This is a genomic window from Thiocapsa sp. C2-2m, from assembly GCF_041903745.1.
In the GTDB taxonomy this organism is placed as follows: domain Bacteria; phylum Pseudomonadota; class Gammaproteobacteria; order Chromatiales; family Chromatiaceae; genus Thiocapsa; species Thiocapsa roseilacustris.
Genome location: NZ_JBBWVD010000052.1, coordinates 1 through 20832 on the forward strand (window position 1 = coordinate 1; position 20832 = coordinate 20832).

Here is a 20832-nt window from a genome sequence, read left to right on the forward strand (position 1 = left end):
GCTCCATGTAGTCGATGACCAACTGAAAATCGCCGCGCGGCTCGAAGAGGGTCGCCCGACCGCGGACCAGCACCTCCTGACCGTTGGTCGGGCGGAAATTCAAGAGCATCCGCGTGGGCCGAAACATGGCACATCGGACCTGCGCCGCTGCATCCTTCAGCGTGAAATAGATATGACCGGAGGCCGGCTGGGCCAGATTCGAGACCTCGCCCTGCACCCAAAGCACGGGAACGCTCCCGTCGAGCACGGCCCGCACCTCGCTCGCCAGTCGGGCCACGCTGTAGATATCGCGGTGATCGTCGAGGATACGGAGTGGTCGTTCGAGCGGCATGGGCAGGATTCGCAATGAAAAGCGTCGACGTCGTCGACGTCGTTGCCATCGTTGTCGTTGTCGTTGTCGTAGTCGAAGTCCTAATCGACGATCGACAACGACAACGACAACGACAACGACAACGAAAGGTCTCGAAACATCTGCCGTGCTGCACTTGAGATCGCCGGCACTTGGGAGCAATCGATAATCAGGGGCTCCCCGGTGCGACGAGATCGTCCAGAATTCGGCCCATCAGCCGATTGGCCTCGGCGTAAACGGCCGCATCGACCCCGCGAATGGCCGCCTCGGTCTGAATCCAAGGCGCAGGCACCAGCTCGTCCCGGCAGTGATCGAGGATCGCCGCGGCGCTCTCGAGCGTGGTTTCCAGGTGGAACTGGAGCCCGACCACCTGTCGGCCGATCCGGAACGCCTGGTTCTCGCAGGCCGCGCTACGCGCCAGCCGCACCGCGCCGGGCGGCAGATCGAAGGTCTCGCCGTGCCAGTGGAAGACCCGGCTTTCGGCCGGAAAGCGGCAGCAGTCGTCAGGCGTGCCGGCGTCTTCGGGAACCCCTTGAATCGGGAACCAGCCGATCTCCTTCTCGGCATTGGGATAGACGCGGACACCGAGTGCGTCGGCGATCAGTTGTGCGCCTAGACAGACCCCGAGCACCCGGACCCCATGCGCGATCGCCTCGCGCAGGAATGCCTTCTCGGCACGCAGCCAAGGCAATTGCGCCTCGTCGTTGACGCTCATGGGACCGCCCATCACGATGACCAGATCAAGGCCCCCGACCGGCGGGAGCAGGCCGTCGTCGAAAAAACGCGTGTAGGTCGGGGTGATGCCGCGCACCGCCAACCAGGACGCCATCGAGCCGATGTCCTCGAACGGGACATGTTGCAGGACCTGGACCCTCATGGATCATCTCCTTCTCGGGTTGTCGCATCGGCTGCGGCTCGGATCGCTGTCGGCAGCCGGCGAAAGCGGGTCAATTTGAAACGCAAAGGCGCGAAGGACGCAAAGGGTTTTCGTGCGCCGACGGTTGGTTGTGCCTCGCACGGCTCGGCACAACCTAACCCCTAGCCACTCGCCACTCGCCACTCGCCACTCGCCACGATCGATCACCCATGCTGTCTATCGAAAACCTCTCGAAGCGTTTCGACACCTCACTCGATCACCCCCTTTTCGAGCAGGTCTCCTTGACCCTCTCGCCGGGCGAGTCGGTCGCCGTGATGGGCGAGTCCGGCGTGGGCAAGTCGACCCTGCTGAACTGCATCGCGGGTCTGGAGCCGGTCGACGGCGGCCGCATCCACTTGCGCGACACAGAGGTGACCGCTCTCGACGAGGACGCCTGCTCGCGGCTGCGTCGGCGCGAGCTGGGGTTCGTGTTCCAGGCGTTCCATGTCCTGCCGCACCTGACCCTGGCCCAGAACGTCGCCCTGCCGCTGTGGCTACTCGACGAGAAGGAGGCCGTCGCCGACCGGCGCGCCCGCACCATGCTCGAGCGGGTCGGACTGGGTCGGCGCGGCGACGACTGGCCGCGTCATCTCTCGGGCGGAGAGCTGCAGCGCGTCGCCATCGCCCGCGCGCTGGTGCATGCGCCGGCAGTCGTGCTCTGCGACGAGCCGACCGGAAACCTCGACCCCGAACGCGCGCAGGGTGTGCTCGAGCTGCTGTTCGAGGGCATCCACAACGCCGGTGCAATCGGGATCCTGGTCACGCACTCGCGCGCGGCGGCCGCCCATGCCGACCGCATCCTGCGCCTGACCGCGAGCGGCCTGGTCGAGGATGGGGGATAGGACGATGGGCCTCCTCGGATCCGGCACCGGTGCTGCCCTGCGGCATGTCTTTCTCGCCAGTCTTCGGCGGCGACGCCTCGCCACCGCATTGTCGCTGCTTGCGATCGCGCTCGGCGTGGCGCTCGGGCTGGCGGTGCAGCTCATCCATGCCGCCGCGCTCGACGAGCTCGGCCGCGGGATGCGCCTGTTGAGCGGAGAGGCGGATCTTCAGGTGGTCGGCCCGCGCAGCGGCTTCGACGACGCGGTCTATGCGCGGATCGCCCTGCATCCGGCGGTGGCCGCGGCGAGTCCGCTCCTGGAGATTCAAGCCCGGCTGCCGGGTCGCGACGAGACGCTGAGGGTGTTCGGGATCGATCTCTTCCGCGTTGCGCAGGTCACCCCCTCGTTGCTGCCCATCGTCGTGACGGCAGCAGCGGATGGCGGCGACGCCGAAGGCTCCGACGCGGATCGACCCGATCGACTGGCTGCACTCCGGCCCGATGCCGTCTTTTTAAGCCCTGCCGCGGGCACGCGACTCGGGCTGGATGCCGGGGATGCGGTCGCGGTCCAGGTCGGACTCGGCGAGGCGCGTCTGCGTGTCGAGGGCGCCGTGCCCGGCGCCGGCGTCGGGCAGGTGCTGGCCGTGATGGACATCGCCGGTGCCCAGCAGACCTTCGATCGGATCGCTCGCCTCACCCGGATCGATCTGCGTCTCGCCCCGGGGATCGAGCGCGGGCCGGCGCAGGAGCAGTTGCGCACCCTGCTGCCGCCGGGCGTCACACTCCTGACCCCGGAGGAGACGGCGTCCGAGGTCACGGGCGTGTCGCGTGCCTATCGGGTCAATCTGACCATGCTGGCGGCGATCGCGCTGCTGACCGGCGGCTTCCTGGTCTTCTCGACGCAGTGGCTTGCGGTCGTGCGCCGACGCCGCGAATTCGCCTTCCTGCGCGCGCTCGGGCTCGACCGCAACAGCCTGCGACGCGGATTGTTGGCGGAGGGCGCCCTGCTCGGGCTGGTCGGCGGCCTGATCGGCGTGATCCTGGCCTATCTGCTGACCGCACTGGCCTTCAGTCTGATCGGCGGCGATCTCGGCGCGGGTTTCTTTCGCGGCGTCGCCCCGCAGTTGCGCGTCGAGCCGGTGCTGACCCTGGCCTATCTCGGGCTCGGCGTACTCGCGGGCGTGGCCGGCGCCTGGCTGCCGGCACGCGAGGCCGCGCGCATGGTGCCCGCCCGCGGCCTGCGGGCGGGCGACGAGGCCGAGGTCTATCAGGCGCGTCCGCGCTGGGGTGCGGCCCTGATCGCCCTGAGCCTCGCCGCGCTGCTCTGTCTGCTGCCGCCGGTCGGCGGTGTTCCGGTGTCCGGTTATCTGGCCGTCGCACTCATCCTGGCCGGTGCCGTTCTCGCGATTCCGGGGGCCACGGTCGCTGCGATGCGGCTCCCGCCCGTGCAGGGCTCGCTCGTGACCCGTTTGGCTCGGGCACGCCTCGCCGCCGCGCCGGGGCAGGCGGTCGTGGCCGGTGTGGGGGTCGTGGCCAGCGTCGCCCTGGCGGTCTCCATGGCCATCATGGTCGACTCCTTCCGCGACTCCCTCGACGACTGGCTGACCCGGATGCTCCCCGCCGATCTCTATCTGCGCGCATCCGACTCGGGCGCAAGCGGCTATTTGGATCCGGATGCCGTGGCGCGCGTGGGCGCGCTGCCGGGTGTCGAGGCGGTGCGCCCGGTGCGCTTCGAGAGCCTGCGCATCGGCGAGGTGCGCGAGGCGATCGCGGTCATCGCCCGGCCGGTGCAGGACACCTCGGGCCTTCCGCTCGTCGCCGGCACGCTCGATCCACCCGCCGGACCCGGCACGGATCCGCCGACCTGGATCTCGGAGGCGATGGCCGATCGGCTGAGCCTCGGTGTCGGGGATCCGCTCGCCCTGCCCCTCGGCGAGCAGTTGCAGACCTTTCGCATCGTCGGCATCTGGCGGGACTATGCACGGCAACAGGGGGCGGCGGTGATCGAGCTGGAAACCTTCCGTGCCTTGACCGGCGATCGGCGCACCAACGATCTGGGCCTGACCCTGGCGCACGGGACGGATCCCGTCGCGGTCATGACCGCCATCCGCGCAACACTCGGCGATCGGGTCAGCGAGATGATCCTGCCCGGAGAGCTGCGCTCCATGATCCTGGAGGTCTTCGACCGCACCTTCCTGGCGACCTATCTGATGCTGGCGGTCGCGGTGACGATCGGTCTCTTCGGCATCGGCACCACCTTCGCCGCGCTCGCGACCAGTCGTCGCAAAGAGTTCGGGATCCTTCGCCACCTGGGACTGCCGCGACGCCGAATCGGGACGCTTCTGGCACTGGAGGCGGCACTGACCGCCGCGGTCGGCGTCGGCGTCGGACTGGTCGCCGGCGGGGCGATCGCGCTGGTGCTGATCAAGGTCATCAATCCGCAGAGCTTTCATTGGAGCATGGACATGCAGCTTCCGTTCGGCCTGCTGCTGGTTTTCAGCTCGGCGATGATCCTACTCGCCGCACTCGCCGCCCGACTCGCCGGTCGTCAGGCAATGCGGCAGGACGCGGTGCTCGCGGTGCGGGAGGACTGGTGATGCGCGCATGGCTTGTGCTGACCCTCCTGCTCTGCTGGCCGATCTCGGGCGTCCGGGCGAGCGACTTCGCCCCGGTGGTCGAAGGGCGCCCCTTGGCCTTTCCCGCGGACACGGGCGCACACCCGGATTTCCGCACCGAATGGTGGTACATCACCGGCTGGCTGACCGATGAGGCCGGCACCGAGCGCGGCTTCCAGGTCACCTTCTTTCGGGTTGGGACCGGCATCGGCGCGGCCAATCCGAGCCGCTTCGCACCGCGCCAGCTCATTCTGGCCCATGCGGCGATCGCCGACCCGGTCACCGGCGCCCTGATCCATGCCGAACGCATCGAGCGTGCGCTCGATCCCTTGGCCGGTGCCGCTGTCGGGCGGACCCGCGCCTGGATCGGCGATTGGGAGCTGGTGCTGGATGAGGATGGCGAGCAGTATCGGACCCGCATCACCTCCGACGCCTTCGATCTGGACCTTGAGCTGGTGCCGCCCGGCCCGCCCGTCCTCAACGGCCGCGCGGGCTTCAGCCAGAAGACACCGGACCCGAGCAACGCGAGCTACTACTACAGCCGCCCGCAGCTCGCCGTCGACGGGCGTATCCGCATCGACGGGGCGGACCTGAAGGTCAGCGGACACGCCTGGCTCGACCACGAATGGTCCAGCGAGATCATGCCCGCCCAGGCCCGAGGCTGGGACTGGATCGGCATCAACCTGCACCACGGCGGCTCGCTGATGGCCTTTCGGATGCGCAGGGACGACGACTCGCCGCTCTGGGCTGCCGCGACGCTGCAGGAGGGCACGGAGCCTGCGCGCATCCTGGCGCCGGAGCAGGTGAGCTTTCTCCCGCGGCGGCGCTGGCAGTCGCCCCGCACGGGCGCCGAATACCCGGTCGAGTGGACCCTGGAGATCGACGGCCGCACCCTCCGCCTGGAACCCCTGATGGACGATCAGGAGCTCGACGGCCGCCGCTCGACCGGCATCGTCTATTGGGAAGGTGCGGTCAGGGTGTACGAGGGGGAGCGCGAGATCGGACGTGGGTATTTGGAGATGACGGGGTATGCGGATCGTCCGGAGAACCTCTGAGAATAAACCGCGTCCGGAGCGACATGTGCGGATCGGGCGGGCGCTCGCGATCCCGGGGACGGGCGAGGTCGGCGGTGACGCGGTTTAGGCACAACCAAACGTCGCCTCGTAGGTTGGGCAAAGCGCAGCGTGCCCAACCCGCGCCGGCATCGCAGGGAGCCGTCGGGCACGCCGCGCTTTGCCCAACCTACCTGTGCCAATTGCCGTTTTCGGGCTCAACGATTGCCCTGAGGCGGCCGTTCGCGAGGCGTGCCTCGATGCGCGTGCCGGGCGGGGCCTCCTCGGGTGCTCGCACGATCGCGCCGTCCGGCAGGCGGGTGACGATGGCGTAACCACGGGCGAGTGTCGCCAGGGGGCTGCGGGCCTCCAAGCCGGCGACGGCGCGCATCAACCGCTCGCGCCGGGTCTCGGCGATCCGTGCTCGGGCGCGGACGAGACGCTCGGCGAGCGCAGCGACGGCGATTCCGAGCCCCTCCAGACGTCGTCCCGGCGAGACGAACATCAGGCGTGCCGCCGCCGGACGCAATCGAGACTGCGCTCGCGCCAGCCGATTCGACAGGAGCGAGACCAAGCGCTGCTCGAGCTGATCCAGACGCTGGGCGCGCTGTTGCAGGCGCGCCGCCGGGTGGAGCAAAGCCAGGTGACGCGCGAAGGCGTTGAGCCGTTGGCGGGCAGCGACCCGGTGACGCGCATGGGCCGCGTCCAGACGCCGCGTCAAGGCGACCAAGCGATGACGCAGATGCTCGCCAGAGGGCGCCACCAGCTCGGCCGCGGCCGAAGGGGTCGCCGCGCGACGGTCGGCGACCAGATCGGCGATGCTGATGTCGCTCTCGTGCCCGACCCCGGTGACGACCGGGATGGCGGAGGCGCGGATCGCTCGCGCCAGGGCCTCGTCATTGAAGGCGTTGAGGTCTTCGAGCGAGCCGCCGCCGCGGGCCAGGATGAGCACGTCGCACTCGGCGCGGGCGTTGGCCGCCGCCAACGCGGCGCGGAGCGACGCCGGGGCGGCCTCGCCCTGCACCTGCGCCGGATAGATGACCACGGGTAAGGCCGCGAACCGGCGCTTCAGGACGGCGAGCAGGTCGCGCACCGCGGCCCCGCTGGGCGAGGTGATCAGACCCACCTGTCGCGGAAAGGCCGGAATCGGCCGCTTGGAAACCTCGTCGAATAAGCCTTCAGCGGCCAGCTTGCGCTTGAGGCGCTCGAATTCTAGCCGCAACGCGCCCTCGCCACCCGGCTCCATGTAGTCGATGACCAACTGAAAATCGCCGCGCGGCTCGAAGAGGGTCGCCCGACCGCGGACCAGCACCTCCTGACCGTTGGTCGGGCGGAAATTCAAGAGCATCCGCTTGGGCCGAAACATGGCACATCGGACCTGCGCCGCTGCATCCTTCAGCGTGAAATAGATATGACCGGAGGCCGGCTGGGCCAGATTCGAGACCTCGCCCTGCACCCAAAGCACGGGAAAGCTCCCGTCGAGCACGGCCCGCACCTCGCTCGCCAGTCGGGCCACGCTGTAGATATCGCGGTGATCGTCGAGGATACGGATTGGTCGTTCGAGCGGCATGGGCAGGATTCGCAATGAAAAGCGTCGACGTCGTCGACGTCGTTGCCATCGTTGTCGTTGTCGTTGTCGTTGTCGTTGTCGTTGTATGAAGTTTACCTGCGCCCGTTGAAATTCTATACTTTCGGGTTACTTTCCTGTTCTGGTCACTGATTGCGGAGCCTCCCCATGCGCCTGATCCAGGAAGCACTCACCTTCGACGACGTCCTCCTTGTTCCGGCCCACTCGCGGGTGCTCCCGAACGAGGTCGATTTCCAGACTAAGCTGACCCGCGGCATCTCGCTCAAAATTCCACTTGTCTCGGCCGCAATGGACACGGTCACGGAGGCGCGCCTGGCGATCGCAATGGCGCTGGAAGGCGGCATCGGGATCATCCACAAAAACATGAGCACCGAGCGCCAGGCCCGCGAGGTCATGGCGGTCAAACGCTACGAGAGCGGCATTATCCGCAACCCCATCACGGTCGGGCCCGGGACCAGCATCGGCGAGGTGCTGAAGCTGACCCACGCGCACAACATCTCGGGCGTGCCGGTGACTGAGAACGGCCTGCTGGTCGGCATCGTTACGGGGCGCGATCTGCGTTTCGAGACCCGCATGTCCGAGCCGGTCTCGACCATCATGACCCCGCAGGAGCGCCTGGTCACGGTGCGCGAGGGTGCAAGTCGCGAGGACGTCCAGCGCCTTCTGCACGAGCACCGCATCGAGAAGGTCTTGGTCATCAACGACCGGTTCGAGCTGCGCGGTCTCATCACGGTCAAGGACATTCAGAAGGCAAAGGACTTCCCGAAGGCCTCTCGCGACGCCCAAGAGCGGCTGCGCTGCGGTGCGGCCGTGAGCGTGGGCAAGGGAACGGACGAGCGCGTCGCCGCCCTGGTCGAGGCCGGGGTCGACGTGATCGTCGTCGATACCGCGCACGGACACTCGCAAGGTGTGCTGGATCGGGTCGAGTGGGTCAAGGTTCGCTACCCGGACGTCCAGGTCATCGGCGGCAATATCGCCACGGCGGATGCCGCCCGTGCGCTGGTCGACGCAGGTGCCGATGCGGTGAAGGTCGGTATCGGGCCGGGCTCCATCTGTACCACCCGGATCGTCGCCGGTGTCGGCGTCCCGCAGATCACGGCGGTCTCCAACGTCAACGAGGCGTTGGAAGGCACGGATGTGCCGCTGATCGCCGACGGCGGTCTGCGTTTCTCGGGGGATGTCGCCAAGGTCATCGCGGCCGGGGCCAACAGCGTCATGATCGGCGGACTCTTCGCCGGCACGGACGAAGCACCGGGCGAGGTCGAGATCTACCAGGGGCGTTCCTACAAGTCCTACCGCGGAATGGGCTCGCTCGGTGCCATGGGCTCGAACGAGGGGTCGAGCGATCGCTACTTCCAAGAAGAGACCGAGAAGGAAAAGCTGGTCCCGGAGGGCATCGAGGGTCGCGTGCCTTACAAGGGCAGCGTGCTGAACGTCATTCACCAGCTCGTCGGCGGCCTGGGCTCAAGCATGGGCTACACCGGCTGCGCGACGATCGAGGAGATGCGCACCAAGCCGCAGTTCGTGCGCGTGAGCGCGGCGGGGATGCGCGAGTCGCATGTCCATGACGTGCAGATTACGAAGGAAGCGCCGAATTACCGTATCGACAATTGATTTCTTGCGCCGGATTGTGCTTTAGGCACAATCCGGCGCAAGAAATCAAGATGCTTTTTTAAGGTTGTCCTGGCGTCCCGTTAGGTGACGTCCTGGAATGGAACGACCGGCATGTAGGGGCGAATTCATTCGCCCCTACGGGTCTTAAAAGGGTGCCGGTCGGGATATCGATTCCCGGAAATCACTTTTAAAGATGCCGTTGAGACCGATCATCGTTTTCCCCTCTCTGTCCCGCCCCCTTCCGGAACCATCTCCACGCCATGACCAATATTCACGCCGACCGCATTCTGATCCTCGACTTCGGGTCGCAGTACACACAATTGATCGCGCGGCGAGTGCGCGAGGCGGGGGTTTACTGCGAGCTGCACCCGCACGACATGGCGCCTTCCGCGATCCGTGACTTCGCACCGAGCGGCGTGATCCTGTCCGGGGGGCACCAGTCCGTCCATGAGGATGAGACGCCCCGCGCGGATCCGCTGGTGTTCGATCTGGGCGTGCCGGTGCTGGGCATCTGTTACGGCATGCAGACGATGGCCGCGCAACTCGGTGGCAGCGTTGCACCGGCGACACATCGCGAGTACGGCTATGCGCAGGTGCGCGCCCGCGGCCACTCGCGCCTGCTGCGCGACATCGAGGATCACACCAGCCCGGAGGGCTACGGCCTGCTGGACGTCTGGATGAGCCACGGCGACCGGGTCGAGACACTCCCGCCGGGCTTTCAGGTCATCGCCGAAACCGCCAACGCGCCCCTAGCCGGCATCGCCGACGAGGAGCGCCGCTTCTACGGCGTGCAGTTCCATCCGGAGGTGACCCACACCCGTCAGGGCCAGCGGATCATCGAGCGCTTCATTCACGAGATCTGCGGCTGCGGGCGTCTCTGGACCCCCGGCAACATCATCGAGGACAGCATCGCCAAGGTGCGCGCCCAGGTCGGCAGCGACGCCGTCCTGCTCGGACTCTCGGGCGGCGTGGATTCCAGCGTCGTCGCCGCCCTGTTGCACCGCGCGATCGGCAGCCAACTGACGTGCGTCTTCGTCGACAACGGCCTGCTGCGTCTCGGCGAGGGCGATCAGGTCATGAGCACGTTCGCCCGCCACATGGGCGTGCGGGTGATCCGGGTCGATTCCGAAGACCGTTTCCTCGGCCGGCTCAAGGGCGTGACCGATCCGGAGCAGAAGCGCAAAATCATCGGCAACACCTTCATCGAGGTCTTCGACGACGAGGCGAGCAAGCTCGCCAACGTTCAGTGGCTCGCCCAAGGAACCATCTACCCGGACGTGATCGAATCCGCCGGGGCCAAGTCGGGCAAGGCCACCGTCATCAAGTCACACCACAACGTGGGCGGCCTGCCGGAGGAGATGAACCTCAAGCTGGTCGAGCCCCTGCGCGAGCTCTTCAAAGACGAGGTCCGCAAGATCGGCATCGAGCTCGGCCTACCCTCCGAGATGGTCTATCGTCACCCCTTCCCGGGGCCCGGCCTCGGCGTACGCATCCTGGGCGAGGTCCAAAAGGACGACGCCGTCACCCTGCGCAAGGCCGACCACATCTTCATCGACGAGCTGCGCCGCGCCGACCTCTACGATCAGGTCTCCCAAGCCTTCGCCGTCTTCCTGCCGGTGCGCTCCGTCGGCGTCGTCGGCGACAAGCGCCAGTACGCGCATGTCATCGCGCTGCGTGCGGTGGAAACACTCGATTTCATGACCGCCCGCTGGGCCCACCTCCCCTACGATTTCCTGGATCTGGTGTGCCGACGCATCGTCAACGAGGTCCCCGGCGTCTCCCGCGTCGTCTACGACATCACCGGCAAACCGCCGGGCACGATCGAGTGGGAGTGACCCCGCGGCACAAAAAGCCGTAACCAAACAGGATCGGACCGGTAGGATGGATAGAGCGCAGCGAAACCCATCCTCCCCGCTCCGCCGCCCAAGACATACACCAAGTAAAGGTATGGGTGACACCCGCTCCGCGGTGGCGCGCATGCCCTTGGCGTTCCGCGCCACGCGCCGATTCGGTCACAGTCCTAAACCAGGTCTGCGATGTCACTGTCCTGGATCTCGCGCAAGCCTCCGCCGAGGCGCGCGCCTCGGCGGCCGAGCACGAGAGTCCGACCGAATGCCCCGGAAACCGCACGGATCGACTCATCGATGGATCCTTCGAAAGAGACCGACGACCACTGGATGCAATTAGCCCTGACCCTCGCCGACCGGGCTGCGGCCGAGGGCGAGGTTCCGGTCGGCGCGATCCTGGTCCTAGACAACGAGCTCATCGGCGAGGGCTGGAACCGCCCGATCGGTGCCCACGACGCGACCGCACATGCCGAGATCCAGGCGCTGCGCGATGGCGGGCAACGCCTAGGCAACTACCGCCTCCCGGGCACAACCCTCTACGTCACCTTGGAGCCCTGCGTCATGTGCGCAGGCGCCATCATCCATGCGCGTGTCGGCGAGGTGGTCTTCGGCGCGTCTGATCCGAAGGCAGGCGCCTGCGGAAGCCTCTTCGACATCCTGCCGTCGGACGGGCGTTTCAATCATCGCACCGGATGTCGCGGAGGCATCCTCGCCGAGGCGTGCGGCGAAACACTGCGTGGCTTCTTCCAAGCCAGGCGTCAACGACAAACGATCCCGACGATAGACAAGTAAGGTTCATCGACTTACACTTACGCGCTTGTCGAAAGTGCGCAACTCGCACGACAGACAATCTCGGAGAGGTGCCGGAGTGGCCGAACGGGCTTGACTCGAAATCAAGAGAAGGCGCAAGCCTTCCGTGGGTTCGAATCCCACCCTCTCCGCCATACCATTTTGCAACATGCTGTAACACTTCACTTTTTTTCATCCGGTAGGCGATTCGCCCCACACCTCGCCCCACACTGCGACATGGATAGGCCCGTTCTCGGCCTGATTTCGACCTCCTTTCGAGCCGACGAGCGGTCGCTCCTCCATCCCGTGACGTGACGATATTCCGACCGAGCGCGGCCTCGACGGAGCGCCGGGTCGCGGCGTCAATCCTTCGGGAGAATCGAGCGGTCGCGGTGTCGATTCCGAACCGTTGGATGCAAGAAACAACAACCCGATCTGTGGAGCAGCTTCGCCATGCGCCCGTCGATCTCTTGATGACCCGCTGCGGTGATGGATTGCACCAGCGCCGCGAACTGCCTACCACCACTTCGAGGAGAAAACGAAAGGCAGCCTGGAGCCCGGCAAGCTGGCCGACTTCGCCATCCTCTCGAAGGACCCGACGGCGGTCGAACCCACCACCATCGCCGATAGCAAGGTCACCGAGACGATCAAGGAGGGCGTCACGGTGTTCCGCCTGACGGCGGAGGAGGAGCGCAAGGCCGAGCTGATGCTCCACCCGGGGAGCGACGGCCGCGATGTGTTCGCGAGCAAGAGTGGCATCACCGCTGGTTGGGAAACCTTTCTCGGTGCAGGAACCCGCACTCCGCGTCGATGGATGAGACGAACTCTCGCCATTCGGCCTTTTCGGTCAGACGGCCGTAGGTGATGGCGCACAGCCGGCAGGCGTAGGTCTCGGGCGAGAAGAGTTTGTACCCGACGTCGGCCATGGTATTGAAGAGTCCGCTGTCGGCGTTGTAGACGAACAGCAGCCGCAGGGGGCTTGTCTCAGGCATGGGGTTTCTCCCGGACCGGAAGCATCAGCAGCTGTAGCGGTGTCTGCCAACGCGGACCCTCGAAATAGCCGATTCCGAAACGGATCCCTTGAAGATCGTCGCGCAGTCGGAAGCTCCCGAGGAGCCGATCCCAGAAGGAGAAGATGGTCCCGTAGTTGGAGTTGGTCTCGGCAATGATCTCCGAATGATGGACCCGGTGCATGGACGGCGACACCAACAGGATGCGCAGGCGCCGATCCCAAGCCTCGGGCAGGCGGATGTTGCTGTGATGCAAGACGATGACCACGACCATCAGGGATTTGTAGAGGATGAAGGTCGCGAGACCGAGCCCGATCCCAAAGATCACGACGGCATTAAGCAGGGTCGAAAGGACGATCTCGCCGGGATGAAAGCGAAACGCGGTCGTGGAGTCCATCCGCGGGTCGGTGTGATGGACCCGGTGGAGCCGCCACAACAGCGGGACCTCATGGTTCGCGCGGTGCCAGAGATACATCCAAAGATCGAACAGCAAGAGGCCGGCAATCACAGCGATCGGAGCCGGCAATGCGGTCGCGTTCAAAAGACCCCAGCCGCGCGTCTGCGCCAGCTCGATCGACATGAGGATCAGGGGCGCCATCACGGCGCCGACCAGGCCGGCCATGAGCGCGAGACCGATATTCCGAGCCGCGTGGGACCAGCGTCCGGCGGCCTGATCGTAGAAGGGGATCAACCCTTCCAAGACGAACAGCGTCGCCAGAACCGAGAGGCCCACCCATTGGTCCATGCTCATCCTCGACCTCGCTCGTAGAGCTCGGCGAGTCGCGTCGGGGCTGCGCCAAGCAGGTAGCGGAGGATGAGCCACGCGTTCATGAGCTGCTGGCGGACCACGCCATTGCGACGAAAGCGCACGGCGGAGGTCGTCACCTCACCCGGCAGCTTGAGAACACGCGCGCGGCGGCGGGCGCGGCGCAGCAGCTCGACATCCTCGAACAAAGGCCAATCCGGAAATCCACCGAGTTGGTCGAAGAAGCGTCGCCGGATCAGGATCCCCTGGTCTCCGAAGCTGGTGAGGAGCGAGTCGAACCGCGAAAACCAGCCGTAGACGCCGAGCAGCCAATGGACATCGTCGAAGCGCAGACGAAAACAGGCCAGCTCGGCATCGTCGGCAGCGAAGGCGGACTGCGTCAGCGCGGCGGCCTGCGGGGGCAGAAGGCTGTCGTCATGCAGGAAGAGGAGAAGCTCGCCCGCAGCCGCTCGGGCACCGGCGTTGCATTGCGGTCCGCGTCCAGGGGTTGCAAAAAGGGTCTGTGTCGCACCTGCGATCAGACCTGGCGGACGTGGCAGCTCGACGGGCCGAACTGGATCCGCACCTGAGCAGGCAACGACAACGATAATCTCGGCTCCCGGGAACGCGCATCGACAGGCGTCGAGACAGGGCTCGAGATGAGGGCCGACGCGCCTGGTCGGGATAATGATCGAGAGGCTTGGCATGAGATGGACTGCGGCGGCGCACCTGTCGCGGACATGGGAGGGATCTGGCCCGCGGGACGCCGAAATCAACCCGCGGGCTCCTCAAGGAAACCCGAGCAGCTTATGGGTCTGGATGCTCAGACGCCATTGCGGCCTGGCTTGGCAGTAGGCAATCGCTTGGCGCGTGTGCTCTTGAAGGTGCGGGCCGTCCATCGGCTGAAGGAAGAAATGCTCGAACGCGAGGTGCTCGAGATCCTCGGGCGAGAGGCCGGGCTGGGGAAAGACGAGCTTGAGCTCCGCGCCGCTCTGCTGGTGGAGATCGGCGCCGGCCTTCGGGCTGACGCAGATCCAGTCGACACCTTCCGGGACAGACAGCGTCCCGTTGGTCTCGAGGGCGATCTCGAAACCCAGTGCATGCAGCGCCTCGATCAAGGCAACGTCGAGCTGGAGCAGCGGCTCGCCTCCGGTCAGCACTGCGAAGGGCCGACCGCCCGAACCGGCGTGCTCGGACCAGGTAGCCCGGATCCGTTCGGACAGGATCTCGGGATCTCCGAACAGTCCACCGCCTTCACCGTCGGTCCCGCGAAACTCGGTGTCGCAGAATCGACAGATCGCCGTCGCGCGATCTTGCTCGCGTCCGGACCAGAGGTTGCACCCGGTGAATCGGCAGAACACCGCCGCGCGTCCCGCCTGCGCGCCCTCGCCCTGCAGCGTGTAGAAGATCTCCTTAACGCTGTAGCTCATAGCGGAAGTGCCGGCCCCAACGCGCCCCAGCAGAGAACAGCGCCGCAGCCCGGGGTTTCGTGCAGGTCGATGCGATCCAATCGGGGGAGCGCGGCGGCGACCTCCTCGCGAATCCAGAGGAGCAGGTTAGCCGGATCCGCCTGGCGCACGCGCGGGAGCGCGTCGAGCCGATGATGGTCGAGTCGGTCGTAGACCGGTTTGAACTGTCGCTTCACATCGCCGTAGTCGATCGTCCAGCCGAGCACCTCGTCCAGCGGAGCAGTCAGGTGCAGGCGCATCAGATAGCTGTGGCCGTGCAGGCGGCGGCGCCGATCTCCCTCGGGCGCCTGCACAAGCTGCAACGCGCTCTCGAAGCGTTGCTCCTTCCAGATCCGATAATGCACGCCGTCGTAATGACAACCCGCGGTGGCCGTCTCGTAGACCGTCACGACGGACAACTGCGGAAAGACCGGTCGCAGTCGCTCCCAGATCCAACGCGCCAACATCTCGCTGGTCGGATTCTCCAGGCCGGGGATCTCGTTCAGGCAGGCGTGATCGAGCTCGGCGTGCAGGGGGGCCCAGATGGCCTCGAGCCGATCGAAGTCGATGCCCATGTCGTTTCCGGCAAGATCCTGATTGGCGTGCAGGATCACCTCGAACCCGTGACCGTGCATGCGACCGCACTGGTGACCCTCGGGGACATTCGGCAAGCGGTGGGCGGCCTCGAAACGAAAGCCGCGCCATACATGCGCCTGCTCGAGGCCGTCCAGATCGACACCCTGATCGCAGGTGCTCTGGATACCGACCGAAACAACCCCGGGCACGCCGAGATGCGCCAGCACCCACCGCGCAAGATTCTCGTCGGTCGGGATCGGCAGGTGCTCGTTGAGGTCGCTGTAATCGAGTGGCGCGATCGTGTCTGCAAGCGCCCGAGCGAGCGCGTCCGTCTCCCCGCCGGGAAAGGGTGCCCAAGCGATCGGAAGCTCCGCGCGCACCTTGGCGACGAAGCCGTGCCCGTGCAAACGGCGCGACCGGTGTCCGGCAGGCAGGATGGAGACGCGCCGCGCGGCCTCGAACGGGACGGCGGCGACGTAAAACAGCTGTTCACTCATGGGACGAGGAGACCGAAACGAAGGCTGAGCGGATCCGGGCAACCTGCATCCGCGAAGCCCTTGGCGCGAAGCAGGCAGGAATCACAGAGACCACAGGGACGGCCATCCGTTCCGGGATCGTAGCAGCTGCTGGTCAGACCATAGTCGACACCGAGCGACAGACCTCGGGCGATGATCTCGGCCTTGGTCATCTGCATCAAAGGGGCGTGGATCTTGAGCCTTTGGCGCCCTTCGACCCCGGCCGCGGTCGCCAGATTGGCCATGTGCTCGAACGCCTCGATGAAGGCCGGTCGACAGTCGGGATAACCGGAGTAATCCTGCACGTTCACACCGATGAAGATGTCCTCGGACCCGAGTGTTTCAGCCCAAGCGAGCGCGAAGGACAGAAATACGGTGTTGCGTGCCGGGACATAGGTGACCGGAATCCCATCGCCGATCGCCCCGGCGGAACGCCCCTTGGGCACCGAGATGTCTGCCGTGAGCGCCGACCCGCCGAAACGCCGCAGATCGATCTCGACGATTGCATGCTCCACGACCCCGAGCGACTCGGCGACGTGGGCGGCGGACTCGAGCTCGATGCCGTGGCGCTGGCCGTACCGAAACGACAATGCATGGACAGCGAACCCTTCGGATATCGCGATGGCCGATGCGGTTGCGGAGTCCAAGCCCCCGCTCAAAAGAACGACTGCCGGTTTCATGATCTTGGAAGGCGGAGAATGGCGCTAGGGCGCATCGGGCGGGGCCTAAGCCGGCACTCGAGGCTCAGTTCCATTCGTCCGTGGGCGGGACCAGCAAGCGGATTCGTGCAAGTGCGGTGTCACCAACATCGGAGAACTCGATCCCGAGCAGCCAGCGCTCCTCGCCGGTGCTCGGCGACACCCAGACCACCGAGCCGACGGCTTGAATCCCTTCCGGGATCTCCGGCGCCTCCATCTCCACCAACAGCCGAGAACGCACCGCGAAAAGGCGATCGGCCCACACTTGCAGCCCGCCCTCGCTGATGTTGCGCCCGAGCACCACGTGCATCCCCGGGGCACCGCCGTCCGCATCCGAGCCAAGTTGCACGAGACGAGCGTGGCAATCCCATGACACTCGCTCGTAGCTCCGTCGATCCGCTTCGCTGATCGCCATAGATACCTCAAACCGTATGATTGATTGAAAAGCCTCAAGGCATCCGATCGGCTCGGCCGGCGGGACGCCGGTCACAACCTCGTTGGCGCGAACCGCTTATTACGCAGCGCTGCGCTAAGGATAGCGCTCGCTCGGGGGCCTGTCGACCTACCTTGCGGCCGATCGCGAACGGCAACGGACAAGGTCGGAGATCCCGCATAGCGCGCGGCTTAGAGCTTGGCGAGGCGCCCGTTGAGGTTCCTTAGCGCGAACCTGCAAAGAGCACGGAGCATCGCCGCTCGACTGCAGCCCCGAAGCCGTCGACCGGAGGCCGCGTGCTGAAAGCCGCAAGCTGATAGCTCATAGCTGACGGCTGGAGGCTGGAGACCGGCGGCGGGAAGCAGGCGGCCGAACGCTAAGGTGATTTCCGCAAACTTCCATACCCGTAGGTTGTGCTGACGATAGGAAGCACAACTTGCGCCGACGGTTGGTTGTGCCTCGCACGGCTCGGCACAACCTACGCCCTTGGCATGAAGGTTTCCGGAATTCGCCTAACGAGCCAACCCGGCCGCGATCTGACGAATCCGCTCGACCATGGCGACCAGACCGTTGCGGCGGGTCATGCTGAGGTGCTCGTCGAGGCCCAGACGGCTAAAGAAGGCTTGCGCATCGAAGGCGAGGATGGCGCCGGCCTGTTGGCCGGAGTAAAGCTGCTGCAGGAGGGCAATGAGACCGCGGACGATGTTGGCGTCGCTGTCGGCGAGGAACTCGATCACGCCGGGCGAGCCGGGACGCACGCGGGCCGCCAGATGGACGCGACTCTGGCAGCCGGGGACGAAGGTCTCCGGGGTCTTCAAGGGATCCGGCATGGGCGTCAGGCGTTCGCCGAGATCCATGATCTGTTGATGGCGCATCGGCCAATCCGGAAGAAGCTCGAAGATCTCGGCGATCTCCTCCGCCGCCGACTCGGGCGAATCGGCCGCGGCTGTCGGATAGATGACATCGTCAGTCGACGTGTCGTTCGGCGCCATCCTGGCGGATGTCTCGCGAGCACCCGAGACGATCTCGGCGAGCGCAGCGGCGAGTCGCTCGACCTCGGCCGGGGTGTTGTAGACGCCGAAGGAGGCCCGCGCGGTCGAGGCGATGCCCAGGCGGTCCATCAGCGGCTGGCAGCAATGATGGCCGGTGCGGATGCAGATGCCGCGCAGATCGAGCTGCATGCCGATATCCAGCGTGCCGATCGGCGGATCGACCATGACCCAGGAGACCACGGCGGCCTTGTGCGGTGCGGTGCCCTTGATCTCCAGACCGGGGATCGCCGAGAGCCGCTCGGTGGCCAGCCGCAGGAGGCGCTGCTCGTGCGCGCCGATCCGTTCGAACCCGACCCCTTCGAGCCACTCGATGGCTGCAGCCAGACCGACCGCTCCAGCGATATGGGGCGTGCCGGCCTCGAACTTGTTCGGAAGCTGCGCGTAGGTTGTCTTCTCGAAGGTGACCTGCTCGATCATGTCGCCGCCACCCTGGTACGGCGGCATCGCCTCGAGCAGGCTGCGTTTTCCGTAGAGCACGCCCATGCCGGTCGGCCCGTAGAGCTTGTGCCCCGAGAAGGCATAGAAATCGGCATCGAGTGCCTGGACATCGGTCGCCCCGTGAGCGACCCACTGGGCGCCGTCGATCAGCGCCAGCGCCCCTGCGGCATGGGCCTCGTCGATGATCGTCTTGACCGGATTGACGGTGCCGAGTGCGTTGGAGACGTGATTGACCGCGACCAGCCGGGTGCGCGGCGAGAGCAGACGACGATAGGCATCCAGGTCGAGCTCGCCGGCATCGTCGATCGGGATGACCCGGGTGCGCGCACCCGTGGCCTCGCAGGCCATCTGCCAGGGCACGATGTTGGAGTGATGCTCCAGGTTCGAGAGGATGATCTCATCGCCGGGCTGCAGGTTGGCCCGACCCCAAGAGGCGGCGACCAGATTGATGGATTCGGTCGTCCCGCGCGTGAAGAGACACTCGACCGGCTCGGCGGCGTGCAGGAAGTGCGCGACCATCTCGCGCGCGTAGTCGTGCATCCGGGTGGCATTGCGGGAGAGCTGGTAGACCCCGCGATGGATGTTGGCATGGTATTGCTGGTGATAGTCGCTCACCGCCTGGATGACCTGGAGCGGCTGCTGGGTGCTCGCGGCATTGTCCAGGTAGGCCAACGGCTGGTCGTGCACGCGCGTTGCGAGGATCGGAAACTGGGCGCGCAGGGCCGCCAGATCCAAGGGCACGGAGGGTGCGGGGGTCGGGGAGAGTCGCGGGGTCATCTCGGTACATGCACTCGGATATGGCCATAGATGTCCAGATATTGGCGCGCCGGTCGGCCCCATGAGCGGTCGACACGCATCCCGTTGATCTGCAACTGGCGAAAATACTCTGGATGGTTCCGCCAGAGATCGATCGCACGCTCCATGGCGGCGGCCAAGGCGGACTCGGTCAGGTCGTCGAAGAGATAGCCGTTGCGCTCCTCGAAGGGACGATCCGAGTAGTTGGCGTCGAAGACGGTATCGGCGAGCCCGCCGACACGCCGTGCGATCGGAACCGCGCCGTATTCCATCGCAATCATCTGGGTCAACCCGCAGGGCTCGTAAATGCTCGGGATGAGGATCATGTCCGCGCCTGCATAGATGAGATGGGACAACTCCTCGTCATACGCAAGGACCAGACGGCAATCCGGATGCCCTTCGGTGTCCAGCTGGAGGCGCCGGAACTGCTCGGCGACCACCGGATCGAGTGCGGCCCCGAGGAGCGCGAGCTGGCAGTCGCTGGCGCAGGCATGTGCAATGCCGAACCGCAGGAGATGCACGCCCTTCTGATAGTCGAGCCGGCTGACGACGGCCACGATGGGCTTCTCGTCCTGAACGAGACCCAAGTAGGCGCGCAAGGCACGCCGGTTGACCTCCTTGCCGTCGAGCCGGTCGGCATCGAAGGGCTCCGGGATGTGCCGATCGGTCGCGGGGTTCCAGACTGCATCGTCGATGCCGTTCAGCACGCCTCCGAACTTGCCGTCGTGGGCCTTGAGGACGCCCTGAAGCCCCATCCCCTGCTCGGTGTTCTGGATCTCCCAGGCATAGCGCGGCGAGACGGTGTTGACGAAGTTGGAGAAGACGATCCCGCCCTTCATCAGATTGACCGCACGCGGATTGGCCGGATCCCGGAGACGGTCCGGCGTCATGAGGCGAGCCGGATCCAAGCCGACCTGACGCAGGATGGACTCGTCGACGACACCCTGGTAGCCGAGGTTGTGCAGGCTGTAACAGACGCGCACGTCCGTCAGTCCGAGCCGCTGGTACATCTCGAACAAGAGGACGGGCACCAGCGCGGTCTGCCAATCGTGACAATGGATGACGTCCGGGCGCCTGCCCGAGATCAGCATAAATTCGAGCACGGCGCGGCAAAAGAAGGCGAAGCGATCCGCATCGTCCGCCTCGCCGTAGATCCGCCCGCGCCGAAAGAACCGATGCGGCGAGTCGGACTCGATGAAGAAACAGGTGATCCCGTCGACCTCGCCCGCATCCACCCGACAGTCGATCCACCGATCGAAATAGGGGACGCGCAGATCCCGATAGACCTCGCGGCGTCCCTCAATCAGATCGTGGCGCAGCGAATCGTATCCCGGCAAAAAGACCTCGACCTCTTGCCCGAGCGCCAGAAGCTCGCGCGAGAGCCCGTGCACGACATCGCCGAGCCCGCCTGCCTTCGCGATCGGCGCACACTCGGCGCTGACCATGGCGATATACATACCTTAAATTCCCGATTGGCTTTTTGATGGCGGGCGCGCCGATCCCCTCGACCCGTTACCCGCGGCGTCGACCCA

General features: G+C 66.0%; 19 protein-coding genes and 1 tRNA gene. 8 read left to right on the plus strand and 12 right to left on the minus strand.

The window, feature by feature from the left end:
* Positions 1–331: exodeoxyribonuclease VII large subunit (locus tag AADX97_RS26005; protein WP_374239337.1), on the minus strand; the 331-nt coding region annotated here is incomplete at its 3' end.
* Positions 332–518: 187 nt separating this feature from the next.
* Positions 519–1226, minus strand: a complete 708-nt coding sequence (locus AADX97_RS26010) for a type 1 glutamine amidotransferase (protein ID WP_374236423.1) — start codon at positions 1224–1226, stop codon at positions 519–521.
* A gap of 209 nt (positions 1227–1435) precedes the next feature.
* Here AADX97_RS26010 and AADX97_RS26015 point away from each other — a divergent pair, with 209 nt between their 5' ends.
* Genes AADX97_RS26015 through AADX97_RS26025 form a run of 3 tightly spaced genes read left to right on the plus strand, consistent with a single transcriptional unit; the run spans position 1436 to position 5755 of the window.
* Positions 1436–2107 (plus strand): ABC transporter ATP-binding protein, encoded by a 672-nt coding sequence (locus tag AADX97_RS26015; protein WP_374236422.1) that lies wholly within the window; start codon positions 1436–1438, stop codon positions 2105–2107.
* 4 nt (positions 2108–2111) lie between these two features.
* Entirely contained in the window at positions 2112–4682 is a 2571-nt protein-coding gene (locus AADX97_RS26020; RefSeq protein WP_374236421.1) for an ABC transporter permease, read from the plus strand.
* Positions 4682–5755, plus strand: coding sequence for a lipocalin-like domain-containing protein (locus AADX97_RS26025; protein ID WP_374236420.1), 1074 nt, complete (start codon positions 4682–4684; stop codon positions 5753–5755). Before AADX97_RS26020 ends, AADX97_RS26025 begins: the two co-directional genes overlap by 1 nt.
* A 187-nt stretch (positions 5756–5942) precedes the next feature.
* On the opposite strand, the gene xseA is transcribed toward AADX97_RS26025, so the two are convergent.
* A complete protein-coding gene (gene xseA / locus AADX97_RS26030; protein WP_374236419.1) occupies positions 5943–7322 on the minus strand; it encodes an exodeoxyribonuclease VII large subunit in 1380 nt (459 codons plus the stop codon).
* A gap of 165 nt (positions 7323–7487) precedes the next feature.
* On the opposite strand from xseA, the gene guaB reads away from it, so the two are divergent.
* The 5 genes from guaB (at position 7488) to AADX97_RS26055 (ending at position 12455) form a co-directional block, all read left to right on the plus strand.
* Positions 7488–8954: an IMP dehydrogenase gene (guaB, locus tag AADX97_RS26035; RefSeq protein ID WP_374236418.1), complete on the plus strand. Its 1467-nt coding sequence runs from the start codon at positions 7488–7490 to the stop codon at positions 8952–8954.
* A 260-nt stretch (positions 8955–9214) separates the two neighbouring features.
* Entirely contained in the window at positions 9215–10789 is a 1575-nt protein-coding gene (gene guaA, locus AADX97_RS26040; protein WP_374236417.1) for a glutamine-hydrolyzing GMP synthase, read from the plus strand.
* A gap of 309 nt (positions 10790–11098) precedes the next feature.
* Positions 11099–11593, plus strand: a complete 495-nt coding sequence (tadA, locus tag AADX97_RS26045; protein ID WP_374236416.1) for a tRNA adenosine(34) deaminase TadA — start codon at positions 11099–11101, stop codon at positions 11591–11593.
* Between the two features lie 62 nt (positions 11594–11655).
* Positions 11656–11745: transfer RNA gene (locus AADX97_RS26050), tRNA-Ser, on the plus strand.
* 338 nt (positions 11746–12083) lie between these two features.
* On the plus strand, positions 12084–12455 hold the full coding sequence (locus AADX97_RS26055; protein WP_374236456.1) for an amidohydrolase family protein: 372 nt from the start codon (positions 12084–12086) through the stop codon (positions 12453–12455).
* On the opposite strand, the gene AADX97_RS26060 is transcribed toward AADX97_RS26055, so the two are convergent.
* The 9 genes from AADX97_RS26060 to AADX97_RS26100 all read right to left on the minus strand — a co-directional run bounded on the left by AADX97_RS26060 (position 12349) and on the right by AADX97_RS26100 (position 20757).
* Entirely contained in the window at positions 12349–12582 is a 234-nt protein-coding gene (locus AADX97_RS26060; RefSeq protein ID WP_374236415.1) for a hypothetical protein, read from the minus strand. The genes AADX97_RS26055 and AADX97_RS26060 overlap by 107 nt on opposite strands.
* Positions 12575–13351: a sterol desaturase family protein gene (locus tag AADX97_RS26065; protein WP_374238851.1), complete on the minus strand. Its 777-nt coding sequence runs from the start codon at positions 13349–13351 to the stop codon at positions 12575–12577. The genes AADX97_RS26060 and AADX97_RS26065 overlap by 8 nt, the downstream gene beginning before the upstream one ends.
* Positions 13348–14052 (minus strand): glycosyltransferase, encoded by a 705-nt coding sequence (locus AADX97_RS26070; protein ID WP_374236413.1) that lies wholly within the window; start codon positions 14050–14052, stop codon positions 13348–13350. Before AADX97_RS26070 ends, AADX97_RS26065 begins: the two co-directional genes overlap by 4 nt.
* An 81-nt stretch (positions 14053–14133) precedes the next feature.
* The gene (gene queE, locus AADX97_RS26075; protein WP_374236412.1) at positions 14134–14775 is read right to left on the minus strand and encodes a 7-carboxy-7-deazaguanine synthase; all 642 of its coding nucleotides are present in this window, start codon (positions 14773–14775) and stop codon (positions 14134–14136) included.
* Positions 14772–15866: a 6-carboxytetrahydropterin synthase gene (locus tag AADX97_RS26080; RefSeq protein WP_374236411.1), complete on the minus strand. Its 1095-nt coding sequence runs from the start codon at positions 15864–15866 to the stop codon at positions 14772–14774. The genes queE and AADX97_RS26080 overlap by 4 nt, the downstream gene beginning before the upstream one ends.
* On the minus strand, positions 15863–16564 hold the full coding sequence (queC, locus tag AADX97_RS26085) for a 7-cyano-7-deazaguanine synthase QueC (protein ID WP_374236410.1): 702 nt from the start codon (positions 16562–16564) through the stop codon (positions 15863–15865). Before queC ends, AADX97_RS26080 begins: the two co-directional genes overlap by 4 nt.
* A gap of 64 nt (positions 16565–16628) precedes the next feature.
* Positions 16629–16997 (minus strand): PilZ domain-containing protein, encoded by a 369-nt coding sequence (locus AADX97_RS26090; RefSeq protein WP_374236409.1) that lies wholly within the window; start codon positions 16995–16997, stop codon positions 16629–16631.
* 530 nt (positions 16998–17527) lie between these two features.
* Positions 17528–19282 carry a SufS family cysteine desulfurase gene (locus AADX97_RS26095; RefSeq protein ID WP_374236408.1) on the minus strand — a complete coding sequence of 585 codons (1755 nt, stop codon included), beginning with the start codon at positions 19280–19282 and terminating at the stop codon, positions 17528–17530.
* On the minus strand, positions 19279–20757 hold the full coding sequence (locus AADX97_RS26100; protein ID WP_374236407.1) for a glycogen synthase: 1479 nt from the start codon (positions 20755–20757) through the stop codon (positions 19279–19281). Before AADX97_RS26100 ends, AADX97_RS26095 begins: the two co-directional genes overlap by 4 nt.
* Positions 20758–20832: the final 75 nt, after the last annotated feature.